The organism is Actinomycetospora chlora (assembly GCF_039542135.1).
In the GTDB taxonomy this organism is placed as follows: domain Bacteria; phylum Actinomycetota; class Actinomycetes; order Mycobacteriales; family Pseudonocardiaceae; genus Actinomycetospora; species Actinomycetospora chlora.
In genome coordinates this window covers 1-11,674 of record NZ_BAABHO010000092.1, presented here as the reverse complement: position 1 = coordinate 11,674, position 11,674 = coordinate 1, and the positions used below count along the sequence as shown (strand labels likewise).

Sequence of the window (11,674 nt, the reverse complement as noted above, 5' to 3'; positions counted from 1 at the left end):
CCCCATCACAGAGGGGGTGTTGCGACGACCCCGAGAACCCGCCCGGAAGCAGCGAAAGCGCCGTCCGTTCGTCCAGGGTCGCGGCGTACGGAGGCACGCGCTCGCCCGAACGGATCAGCGGCGGGCGGCCCGGCGCGCGGCGTACTCGCTCGGCTTGTCGGTCCACGGCGCGTCGACCGGGCGCGGCGAGAACCGGCCGTCGCGGACCGCCGCCGCGGCGAACACCCCCGCCACGCACGGCCCGTTGACCAGCGCGCCGGACATCGCGCCGGCGACGAGGTCGTCGAGCGGTACGCGGCGGATCACCAGGTCGGCCTCCTCGTCGTCGCCGCCCTCCGGGCGCTCGACCGACCGCAGCCCGGTGGCGAGGAAGACCCGCACCGACTCGTCGGCGAAGCCGGGGCAGCCGGCGATGTCGACCAGCGTCGACCACTCCGCGGCCTCGATGCCGACCTCCTCGACGAGCTCGCGCTTGGCGGCCTCCACGGGCTCCTCGGACGGGTCGTCGAGCAGGCCCGCCGGCATCTCCCAGAGCCGGCGCCCGAGCGCGGGCCGGTACTGGTAGATCATGACGAGCTGGTCGTCCTCGTCGAGCGCGGCGATCGCGACCGCCCCGAAGTGCTCGACCTTCTCCCGCCCGGCGATCCGCCCGCCGGGCATCCGGACGTCGTCGCGGCGCAGCGCGAAGATCGGGCCCTCGTAGAGGGTCTCGCTGTCGACGACGGTGAACTCGTTCGGCGGGCGCCCGCCGTGCGGGTCGGTCAGCGACGCGGGGGTGACGGGCTCGGCCGGCCGGCTCACGTGGACGCCGTCGCCGGGATGTCGACGCCGTCGACGCGTGCCTCGGTCTCCGCGACGTCCCCGCCGGGCGGCTCGGTCTCGAGGTCCAGCCGCCCGGAGGCGACGTGGCGCAGCGACGCGGCCACGAACGCGCGGAACAGCGGGTGCGCGCGCGTCGGGCGGCTCTTGAGCTCCGGGTGCGCCTGGGTGCCCACGAAGAACGGGTGCCGGTCGCGCGGCAGCTCGACGAACTCGACGAGCGCGCCGTCGGGCGACGTCCCGGAGAACACCAGCCCGGCCTCGGCGAGGCGTTCGCGGTAGGCGTTGTTGACCTCGTAGCGGTGCCGGTGCCGCTCGGTGACGCGCCCGGTGCCGTAGGCGCCGCGGACGATCGTGTCCGGGCCCAGCACGGCGGGCCACGACCCGAGGCGCATCGTGCCGCCCATGTCGCGCTCGCCGGCGACGACGTCGGTCTGGTCGGCCATCGTCGAGATCACCGGGTGGGGGGTGTCCTCGTCGAACTCCGCGGAGTTCGCGCCCTCGAGCCCGGCCATCGCCCGCGCCGCGTGGATCACCATGCACTGCAGGCCCAGGCACAGGCCCAGCGCGGGGATGCCGTTGCGGTGCGCGTGGGCGAGCGCCCCGACCTTGCCCTCGATCCCGCGGATGCCGAAGCCGCCGGGCACCAGCACGCCGTCGACGCCCTGCAGCGCGGCCGCGGCCCCGGCCGGGCTCTCGCACTCGTCGGAGCCGACCCAGCGCACCGCCACCCGCGCGCGGTGGGCGAACCCGCCGGCGCGCAGCGCCTCGGTGACCGAGAGGTACGCGTCGGGCAGGTCGACGTACTTGCCGACGATCGCGATCTCCACCGACTCCTTGGGGTGGTGCACGCGGTCGAGCAGGTCGCCCCAGACGGTCCAGTCGACGTCGCGGAACGGCAGCCCGAGCCGGCGCACGACGTAGGCGTCGAGCCCCTCGCCGTGCAGCACCTTGGGGATGTCGTAGATCGAGCGGGCGTCGGGGCAGGCGACGACGCCGTCCTCCTCGACGTCGCACATGAGGCTGATCTTGCGGGTCATGTCGTCGGGGATGTCCCGGTCGGCCCGCAGCACCAGCCCGTCGGGCTGGATACCGATGTTGCGCAGCGCCGCCACGGAGTGTTGCGTCGGCTTGGTCTTCAGCTCCCCCGACGGCGCGAGGAACGGCACCAACGAGACGTGCAGGAAGAAGCAGTTGTCGCGCCCGACCTCGTGGCGCAGCTGCCGCGCGGCCTCGAGGAAGGGCAGCGACTCGATGTCCCCGACCGTGCCGCCGACCTCGGTGATCACCACGTCCGGCGCGGGCTCGGGGCTGCGCATCGCGAGCACCCGCGCCTTGATCTCGTCGGTGATGTGCGGGATGACCTGCACGGTGTCGCCGAGGTACTCGCCGCGGCGCTCCTTGGCGATGACCGTCGAGTAGACCTGCCCGGTGGTGACGTTCGCGCGGGCGGAGAGGTCGCGGTCGAGGAAGCGCTCGTAGTGGCCGATGTCGAGGTCGGTCTCGGCCCCGTCCTCGGTGACGAACACCTCGCCGTGCTGGAACGGGTTCATCGTCCCGGGGTCGACGTTGAGGTACGGGTCGAGCTTCTGCATCGTCACCCGCAGGCCGCGGGCGGTCAGGAGCTGGCCGAGACTCGAGGCCGTGAGCCCCTTGCCCAGCGAGGAGGCGACCCCGCCGGTGACGAAGACGTGCTTCGTCGTCCGCGATTGCTGCACGGGACCCCACCGTAACAGCGCGGCGTGCCCCCGCCCGGGTGACCCCGCGGGTGGTCAGCCCGCGGGACCGGCCGGGGCGGGCTGGGGCGTGAACGTGCCCGCCGCCGGGCCGTAGACGCCGGTGCGCCCGTCGGCCTGCTCGCGCAGCGCCAGGACCGTCGCCACCCGGGACGCCGGGCCCTCGAGACCGTCGACCGTCGACAGCCCGCTGCGCAGCGCCGGGTCGCCCCGCACGACGGGGACCGCCCCGGAACCGGTGCGGGCGGCGAGCACCGCGCCCGCGCCCACCCGGTCGATCGCGCCGGCCAGCCGCGCGAGCGTGGCGTCCCGGGCGGGGTCGGCCCCGGCCCCCGCGACGACCAGCGCGAGCTCGCCCGGCTCCGGCGCCGGCCCCTCGCTCGGCACCACGTACCCGGCGTCGGCGAGCGCCCGCAGCGCGGTCGCCGCCTCGGGCGCGGTGGCCGGGTCGGCGACCGCGCCCGGACGGACCGTCAGCAGCGCGCCGAGCAGGGAACCGGTCAGCGTGCCGGTGTCGGTGGTGGTCGGCAGCTGGGCCCCGGCGGGCAGCAGCCGCGGCACGAGCGCGCGCAGCGCCTCGGCCTGGTCGGGCGCGACGGCGGCGTCGGTGAGGGCCAGGCGCCCGGTCACGCGGCCGCCCGCGTCGGTGATGAGGTCGGCGACGGCGTCGACGTCGCCCGGGTCGGCCCCCGGCGCCGCGACGACGGCCACCCCGCGCCCGGGCAGCACCCCGGCCACCGTCGAGGGCGCGCCGGCGGCGACGAGGCGCTCGGTGGCCCCGAGCTGGGCGCCGACCGTGGCCCGGTCGCCCTGCAGCGCCTGGACCTGACCGGCGAGCACGTCGCGGTCGTTGGTCAGCGCGCCGAGCACCCGGCCCGACAGCGCCGACGCCCCGAGGACGACCCCCAGCGCGAGCGCGAGCAACACCGCCGCGATCGACACGACGTGGTAGCGCAGCGACATCACCGGCCGACCCCCCGGCCGCCCGGCGCGCCCTGGGCCGCGGCGACGCTGGCGTCCCAGCCCTCGCGCACCAGCGTCACGATCGCCTCGCCGAGGCCGCTGGCCAGCAGGGCCGCACCCCCGACAGCCGCGACGGCCAGCAGCAGGAGCAGCACCGCGAACATCGTCACGCGGTGGCGGTGCAGCGCCGCGACGGCCGACGCGTCAACCAGCGTCTGGCCCAGCCGCAGCCGCGTGAGGACCGTCGACGGGTTGCTCCCGGTCCGGCCGCGGTCGAGGAAGCCGGTGAGCGAGGCGTCGAACCCGCACGCGACCACCAGCGACGCCCCGTGCCGGTGGGCCAGCAGCAGCGCCATGTCCTCGGGGTTGGCCGACGACGGGAAGCCGACCGGGTCGATGCCGGCGTCCTGGAGCCGCGCCAGGCCCGCGATGTGACCGTCGGTGTCGGCGGGAATGACGACGTCGACGGCCTTGCGGGCGAGCTCCGGGTCGATCTCCAGCGCGGTGCCGACGACGACCGCCGGGGTGTACCCGGCCGCGCGCAGGCTCTCCGCCCCGGCCCCGACCCCGACGAGCACCGGACGCTCCTCGCGCAGGAACGCCTTGAGCCGGCGCAGCTCCGCGTCGCGGTCCGGGCCGGGCGCGACGACCAGCACGGTCCGGCCGTGCACGGCGGTCTCGAGCCCGGGAACGCCGACGCCGTCGAGGAGCATTCCGCGCTCGCGGCCCATGAACTCGGTGGTGTTGGCCGAGAACGCCTCGAGCTGCGCGGCCAGCCCCGAGCGCGCCTCGGCGAGCTGGTCGGCCACCGTGTCGCCGGTCTGGGAGAAGCCGCGGGCGATCTCCTCGTCGCCGAGGTAGACCCCGCCGTCGAACAGCCGCACCGATGCGCCGTCGCGCACGCGGCGCAGCACGCCCTCGCCGACGTCGTCGAGGAGCGCCACGTCGGCGTCGGTGAGGATCTCCGGCCCGAGGTTGGGGTAGCGCCCGGAGATCGACGGCGAGACGTTGACGACGCCCGCGACGCCGGCGTCCACGAGGGCGTGCGCGGTGGCGCGGTCGAGGTCGACCTGGTCGATCACCGCGATGTCGCCGCGCCCGACGCGGCGCAGCAGCTCCGGCGAGACGCCGCCGCCGGAGCGCCCGCCCAGGCGTGCGGGGCCCACGACACCGGCGGGTGCCTCCTTCGTGCGCGCCCGCGACCACCGCATGCCCATGTCCTGATCGTCGCCGCCGCGGCCCGGAGGACGGAGCCGACGCGCCGGGTGGCGACGAGCGGGTCACCCGGCCCGGCGACTCCGGCGGGTTCCGCTACGGCGCGTGGTGGACGCACCACGCCCGATCGGGGTGGGCTCCGCGCCCGCGGCCTCGACGGTGCCCGCCGTGCGGTCCGCGGCCGCGGCGGACAGCAGCTCCTCGGCGTGGGCGCGCCCGGTCTCGGTCTCCTCGGTGCCCGCGAGCATCCGGGCGAGCTCGACCACCCGCTCGCCGTCGTCGAGGGTGCGGACCGCGCTGCGGGTGACGCCGTCGGTGCCGTCCACCGCCTGCAGCCCGCCCTTGTCGACCACCAGGTGGCGGTCGGCGTACGCCGCGACCTGCGCGAGGTGGGTGACCACGACGACCTGGTGGGTGGCCGCGAGCCGCGCGAGCCGGCGCCCCACCTCGACCGCGGCGCGCCCGCCGACCCCGGCGTCGACCTCGTCGAACACCAGCGTCGGCGTGGTGTCCGCGCCCGCGAGCACCACCTCGACCGCGAGCATCACGCGCGAGAGCTCGCCGCCCGACGCGCCCTTGTGCACCGGCAGCGCGGGGGCGCCGGCGTGCGGCGTGAGCAGCAGCTCGACCTCGTCGACGCCGTCCGGCCCGGCCACCACGGTGCGGCCGTCGACGAGCAGGGCGTCCGCGCCCCCACCCTCCTTGGCCCCGACCGCCATCGCCACCGACGCCGCCCCCATGGCCAGCCCGTCGAGCTCGGCCGACACCGCGGCCCCGAACCGCTCGGCGGCCTCGCGGCGCGCGGCGGACACGGCCGCGGCGTGGCCGGCCAGCTCGCCCGCCAGCGCATCGGCCTCCGCGGCCAGGGCGGCGAGCGCCTCGTCGGAGGTGTCGAGGCCGGCGAGCTGCGACCGGGCCGACTCCGCCCAGGCCAGGACGCCGTCGACGTCGGCGGCGTACTTGCGCGTGAGCCCCTTGAGCGCGGCCTGGCGCTCGAGCACCCGCTCGAGGCGCTGCGGATCGGCCTCGAGACGCTCGAGGTAGTCGGTGAGCTCGGCGGCCGCGTCGCCCAGCAGGGCCGCGGCCTCGGCCAGGCGCGGATCGAGCCCCGACAGGGCCGGGTCGTCGCTGCCCTGCAGGCGGCGCCGGGCCTCGCCCAGCAGGCCGACGGCGTCCGGCTCCTCCCCCGTGCCGTCGGGCGGGCCGGCCAGCGCGGCCAGCGCGGCGGTGGCGCCGGCCCGCAGGTCGTCGGCGTCGGCCAGGCGGCGGGCCTCGGCGACGAGCTCGGCGTCCTCGCCGGGCCGCGGGTCGACCGCGTCGATCTCGGTGAGGCCGTGACGCAGCATGTCCGCCTCGCGGGTGAGCTCGCGCGCCTGCTCGCGGCGGCGGGTGAGCTCGGACGTCGCGTGCCGCCACGCCGTGCGCGTGCGCCGGTAGGCGGCGAGGGGCTCGGCGACGGCGGGGCCGGCGAAGCGGTCGAGCACCGCGCGCTGCTCGGCGGCGCGCAGCAGGCGCAGCGCCTCGTGCTGCCCGTGGACGGCGAGCGCGGCGTCGGTGACGTCGCCCAGCACCGCCAGCGGCACCGAGCGCCCCCCGAGGTGGGCGCGGGAGCGGCCGTCGGCCGACACCGTCCGGGCGGCGATGAGGCTGCCGTCGTCGTCGAGCGCCGCGCCGGCGTCGGTGGCGAGGTGCAGCGCCGAGGGGGACTCCCCGGCCTCGTCGTCCGCGCCGGCCCCGGCCTCGCCGGGTGGCAGCAGGAACCGCCCCTCGACGGTGGCCCGGGACGCCCCCCGCCGCACGCGCGACGAGTCGGCGCGGCCACCGCCCAGCAGGTGCAGCCCCGTGACCACCATCGTCTTGCCGGCCCCGGTCTCCCCGGTGACCACCGTCAGCCCGGGGTGGAGATCGAGGGTCGCGTCCTCGATCACCCCGAGGCCCTGGATCCTCAGCTCGGCGAGCACGGGCCCCACGGTAGCCGGAGGCCCCGACGCTCCGGGGCCGAACACGCCGATCCGATCGAACACATGGTCGAACGGTGGATGTCGCGCGGTCGGCGGGAGACGGAGCAGGAGGGGGAGCACGCCGATAGGGAAGCTCGACCCATCGCGCGGGATCAGGCGCGCCGGCCGCGCCAGCCCTGCACCGGCAGCCCGAACTTGCGCACCAGCCGGTCGGTGAACGGCTGGACGCGCAGGCGGGCCAGCAGCACCGGGTTGCGCCCGCGCACGACCTCGACCCGCGACCCCGGGGGCAGCTCGATGGTGCGCCGGCCGTCGCAGACCAGCACGCCGGCGTCCCCGCTGGTCGAGACCTCCAGCGCCACGGTCGACTCCGGCGAGACCACCACCGGCCGCGCGAACAGCGCGTGCGCGTTGCTCGGCACCAGCAGCATCGCCTGCACCTCGGGCCAGACCACCGGGCCGCCGGCCGAGAACGCGTAGGCCGTCGAGCCGGTGGGCGTCGCGACCAGCACGCCGTCGCACGCGAACTCCGACACCGGGCGGGCGTCGACCTCGAGCACGACGTCGAGCAGCCGCGCCCAGTTCATCTTCTCGACGATCGCCTCGTTGAGCGCCCACGTGCGGCCGAGCTCGGTGCCGTTGGTGTGGGCGACGACGTCCACCGTCATCCGCTCCTCGACGCGGTAGGTGCGCCCGACGATCGCCTCGAGGACCTCGTCGAGGTCGTCGATGTCGGCCTCGGCGAGGAACCCGACCCGCCCGAGGTTGACCCCGAGCATCGGCACGCGCGCGTGGCGGGCGAGCTCGGCCGCGCGCAGCAGCGTGCCGTCGCCGCCCAGCACGAGGACGATCTCCATGCCGAGCGCGGCGTCGGAGTCGGCCTCGACGGTGTGCGGCCGCATCGAGGGCGGCAGGTCGTCGAAGAGGCCCTCGTCGGTGGAGTACTCGTCGGGCAGCACCTGCAGCGCGAAGCCGGCCTCGGCGAGCCGGCGTGCGGCCCGGGACGCGACACGGCGGGTCGCCTCACGGCCGGTGTGCACGACGAGCAGCGCGTGCCGCCCCTCGCGCTCGGCGGAGCGGTCGTCGACGGGGTGGGTCTCGACGGCCGTCCCGGAGTGGTCGCCGGAGTGGTCCCCGACCCCGTTGCCCCGCTCGGCTGCCACTCCGGTCACCGGTGCGCTCCCCTCGTCGCTCACGTCGGACCCCGTTCCACCGCGCGCCGCACGAGCGCCTCGTCGTCGGCCGCGTCCCCGTCGGGGCTGCCCGATCCGTCGGGACGGCGGAGCCAGCAGAAGTACTCGACGTTGCCCGAGGGCCCCGGCAGCGGGCTCGCGACGACGTCGCGCAGCACCAGCCCCCGCGCCCGGGCGGCGGCCACGACCTCGAGCACGGCGGACGCGCGCAGCGCCGGGTCCCGCACGACCCCGCCCGAGCCGAGCCGGTCGCGGCCCACCTCGAACTGCGGCTTGACCATCGGCACCAGGTCGCCGCCCGGCACGGTGCAGGCCGTCAGCGCGTCGAGCACCAGCCCGAGGGAGATGAAGGAGAGGTCGGCGACGACCAGGTCGACGGGGCCGCCGATGTCGTCGGGCGCGAGCGAGCGGACGTTCACCCGGTCGTGCACGGCGACCCGGGGGTCGTTCTGCAGGGCCCACACCAGTTGGCCGTAGCCGACGTCGACGGCGACGACCTCGCGCGCCCCGCGGCGCAGCAGCACGTCGGTGAACCCGCCGGTGGACGCGCCGGCGTCGAGGCACCGGCGTCCTTCGACCGCCAGGCCGTCGAAGGCCTCCAGCGCCCCGAGGAGCTTGCCGGCGCCCCGCGACGCCCAGCGCGGGTCGTCGACGTCGTCGCGCACCACGACCGCGGCAGCCGTCTCGACCGCCGTCGCGGGCTTGCTCGCCACCGTTCCCCCGACCGTCACCCGGCCGTCGGCGATGAGGCCGGCGGCGTGCTCGCGGGAGCGCGCGAGGCCACGCCGGACGAGCTCCGCGTCCAGGCGCAGCCGGCGCGCGGTGGACCGGGCCACCGCGGTCAGGTCCGGTCCACGTCGGCGAGGACGGCGACGAGCGCGTCGTGCACGGACTCGAACGCCGTGGCGTGCTCGGCGGCGTCGAAGGGGGCGTCGTCGGGGGCGTCGCTGCCGGGCAGGCCCGCCACGGCCTCGCGGAGCGCCTCGAGCGCGGCGTCGTGCGCGGGCACGGTCATCGCGTGTCCTCCCGACGTCGTGGGGCGGCTGTCGGCCCCCACGCTAACCCGTCAGCCCGTGGCCAGTCCCAGTGTGCTGATCATCTTGTCGGCACGGCCGTCGCCGCCCCGCACCGTGGCGGTCCCCTCGGCCTCCCACGCGGCGCGGCACAGGGCCCGCAGGGCCGCGGTCGCGTCGTCCCCGGCGTCGTCGCCGGCCGTGAGCTCGACCGTGTCGCCGTCCCGCCGCGCCGTCCACCCGCCGGTGTCGCCCTCGAGGACGTGGGTGGCCGCGAGGCCGTCGCCGAGGACGGTCAGGTCGGGCCCCAGGAACGTCGGGCGCAGCTCGGGAGCGGCGTCGAGCACGCCGGCCGGGGTGGAGACGCCGGTGAGCACGAGCAGGCTGTCGGCCTCGATCGCGTGCGCGCCGGCGATGTCCGTGTCGAGGCGGTCGCCGATCACCAGGGGACGCTGCGCGCCCACCCGCTCGACGGCCTGGCGCAGCAGCGGCGCCGCGGGCTTGCCCGCCACCTCGGGCTCGATCCCGTACGCGGTGCGCAGCACGGCGACCATCGACCCGTTGCCGGGCATGAGCCCCCGCTCGTCGGGCAGCGTCGGATCGACGTTGCAGGCGACCCAGTGCGCGCCTCGGTGCAGCGCGAGGCCGGCCTCGGCGAGGATCCGCCACCCCGTGTCGGGCGAGTGGCCCTGCACGACGGCCACCGGCTCGTCGTCGGCCGAGCGCACCGGCGTCAGCCCGACCAGCCGGACCTCCTCGGCGAGCGCGTCGGTGCCGACCACCAGCACCGGCGCCCCCGGGTCACACTGCCCGGCCAGCACCGCGGCGCCGGCCTGCGCGCTGGTGACGACGTCCTCGGTCGCCACCGTGAGCCCCAGGCCCCGCAGGTGCTCGGCGACCTCGTCGGGGCCGCGCGAGGCGTTGTTGGTGACGTAGGAGACCGTCGCGGTCGCCCGCACCGCCTCGAGGCTCTCCACCGCGCCGTCGATCGCCTCGGGTCCGCGGTAGACCGTGCCGTCGAGGTCGACCAGCAGCGCGTCGTACGTGCTCACCCGGACGACCCCGCCAGGCCCGAGGGCGTGTCCCCGTTCTCCGAGGGCCCGGCGGCGTCGGCGTCGTCCCCGACGCCCAGCATGATCGCTCTCTCCTCGGCGTCCGTCTCGCCCTCGACGTCGGTGCGGGCGGCCTCGAGGAAAGCCCGGACGGCGTCGTCGGTGCGACCGGCGGCCTGCAGCGCCTCGGCGTAGGCGTAGAACAGCCGCGGTACCCACGGGTCGTCGCGTGCGGCGTCGAGCTCCGGAACCTGGAGCCCGACGACGGCCGCGTCGTTCTCCCCGAGGTCGCGACGCGCCCCGGACACGACGATGAGCAGCTCGACGGCGTCCTCGGTGTCGAGGTCGCGGGCCTCGGGGCTGCGCGAGAGCTCGATCGCGCGCTCGGGGCGTCCGAGGGCACGTTCGGCGTCGGCCATCACGGGCAGGTGCCCGTCGCCGCCCATCCGGCGGCTGGCCCGCAGCTCGGAGAGCGCCTCGGCCCACTCGCCCGCGTGGTATGCGGCCAGACCCGACGCCTCACGGACGATCGCCACCCGGCTGGCCCGGTGGCGCGCGAAACGGGCGTGGGCGAGCGCCTGCTCGGGGTCGTCGTCGACGAGCTCCCCGACCGCCACGAGGTGGCGCGCCACGATGTCGGCCAGGTCCTTCGGCAGCCCGCGCAGGTCGCGGCGGGCCTCGGGGTCCAGGAGGTCGGCCGTCACGTCGTCGGGCAGTGGCGGCGCCACCGGTCGCGGCGCGGCCTCCTGGTGGCGCTGGATCGGGCGGTCCTCGCGAGGACGGTCGTCGCGATCCCGCGCGGCCGGGCGGTCGTCGCGCCGGCGGTCGTCACGGTCTCGGCCGCCACGGTCGTTCCGGGGCCGGTCGCCCTGGGGGCGGTCGCTGCGGGCTCGGTCTCCCCGCGGCCGGTCCCCCCGCGGCCGGTCGCCCTGAGGCCGGTCGCCCTGCGGCCGGTCGCCCTGAGGCCGGTCGCCCTGAGGCCGGCCGCCCTGAGGCCGGCCGCCCTGAGGCCGGTCGCCCTGCGGCCGGTCGCCGCGGGGGCGGTCGCCCTGAGGCCGGTCGCCCTGAGGCCGGTCGCCCTGCGGGCGGCCGCCCCGGGGTCGGTCACCCTGCGGCCGGTCGCCGCGGGGGCGGTCGCTCTGCGGGCGGTCGCTCCGGGGGCGGTCGCTCCCCGAACGGTCGGGACGAGGACGGTCGTCGCGCGGCCGGTCACGTCCGGGACGGTCGGCGCGGGGGCGGTCGTCCCGCGAGCGGTCGCTGCGGGGCCTGTCCTGGCGGGGCCCGTCGTCGCGGGGTCGGCCGCGGTCCGGACGGTCGTCCCCGCCGCGGTCGTCACGTGGACGGCCACCACCGGACCGCCCGCCGGGCCCCCCGGCGGCGCCGCGCTGCGGACGCCCGGCGCGGTCGTCACGCCGCGGTCCGCCCCGGTCGGACCCGCCGCGGGGACGGTCGGCGCCGCCCCGGTCGCGGGAGCCGGACGCGCGGGGGCCGCCGGCTCGCTGGTCGTCCCGTGGCGGCCGCGAGGAGCCGTCCGAGGGATCCGACGACATGGCGGGCCTCCTGTGGACATGCGAACGGGCAGGGCTCCGGCCGGAGTCCTGCCCGTCATGGTTCACGCACTATGGGGCGTGCCCCTGCGGGCTCGCCGTGTGTACCCACCCGCGGTGGGTGGGGGTGGTCGGGTGTTCCGGCGGTGTCCTACTCTCCCACGACCTGGCGGTC

10 protein-coding genes are annotated in these 11,674 nt (G+C 77.2%); all 10 read right to left on the bottom strand.

Annotated features, from left to right (window positions below; all coding sequences use genetic code 11):
* Positions 1–114: 114 nt before the first annotated feature.
* A complete protein-coding gene (locus tag ABD994_RS30400) occupies positions 115–765 on the bottom strand; it encodes an NUDIX domain-containing protein (RefSeq protein WP_345425169.1) in 651 nt (216 codons plus the stop codon).
* A gap of 32 nt (positions 766–797) precedes the next feature.
* Positions 798–2,537 (bottom strand): CTP synthase, encoded by a 1,740-nt coding sequence (pyrG, locus tag ABD994_RS30395; RefSeq protein ID WP_345425166.1) that lies wholly within the window; start codon positions 2,535–2,537, stop codon positions 798–800.
* A gap of 54 nt (positions 2,538–2,591) precedes the next feature.
* A complete protein-coding gene (locus tag ABD994_RS30390; protein WP_345425163.1) occupies positions 2,592–3,518 on the bottom strand; it encodes a copper transporter in 927 nt (308 codons plus the stop codon).
* Positions 3,518–4,729, bottom strand: a complete 1,212-nt coding sequence (gene steA, locus ABD994_RS30385) for a putative cytokinetic ring protein SteA (protein WP_425550157.1) — start codon at positions 4,727–4,729, stop codon at positions 3,518–3,520. Before steA ends, ABD994_RS30390 begins: the two co-directional genes overlap by 1 nt.
* 69 nt (positions 4,730–4,798) lie before the next feature.
* Complete coding sequence (recN, locus tag ABD994_RS30380; protein WP_345425157.1) at positions 4,799–6,694, bottom strand: DNA repair protein RecN; 1,896 nt, start codon at positions 6,692–6,694, stop codon at positions 4,799–4,801.
* Between the two features lie 152 nt (positions 6,695–6,846).
* A complete protein-coding gene (locus ABD994_RS30375) occupies positions 6,847–7,866 on the bottom strand; it encodes an NAD kinase (RefSeq protein ID WP_345425154.1) in 1,020 nt (339 codons plus the stop codon).
* Positions 7,867–7,886: 20 nt separating this feature from the next.
* Positions 7,887–8,723, bottom strand: a complete 837-nt coding sequence (locus ABD994_RS30370; protein WP_345425151.1) for a TlyA family RNA methyltransferase — start codon at positions 8,721–8,723, stop codon at positions 7,887–7,889.
* 5 nt (positions 8,724–8,728) lie between these two features.
* Entirely contained in the window at positions 8,729–8,902 is a 174-nt protein-coding gene (locus ABD994_RS30365) for a hypothetical protein (protein ID WP_345425148.1), read from the bottom strand.
* A gap of 51 nt (positions 8,903–8,953) precedes the next feature.
* On the bottom strand, positions 8,954–9,952 hold the full coding sequence (locus tag ABD994_RS30360) for an HAD-IIA family hydrolase (protein WP_345425146.1): 999 nt from the start codon (positions 9,950–9,952) through the stop codon (positions 8,954–8,956).
* Entirely contained in the window at positions 9,949–10,656 is a 708-nt protein-coding gene (locus ABD994_RS30355; protein ID WP_345425143.1) for a hypothetical protein, read from the bottom strand. Before ABD994_RS30355 ends, ABD994_RS30360 begins: the two co-directional genes overlap by 4 nt.
* Positions 10,657–11,674 lie beyond the last annotated feature (1,018 nt).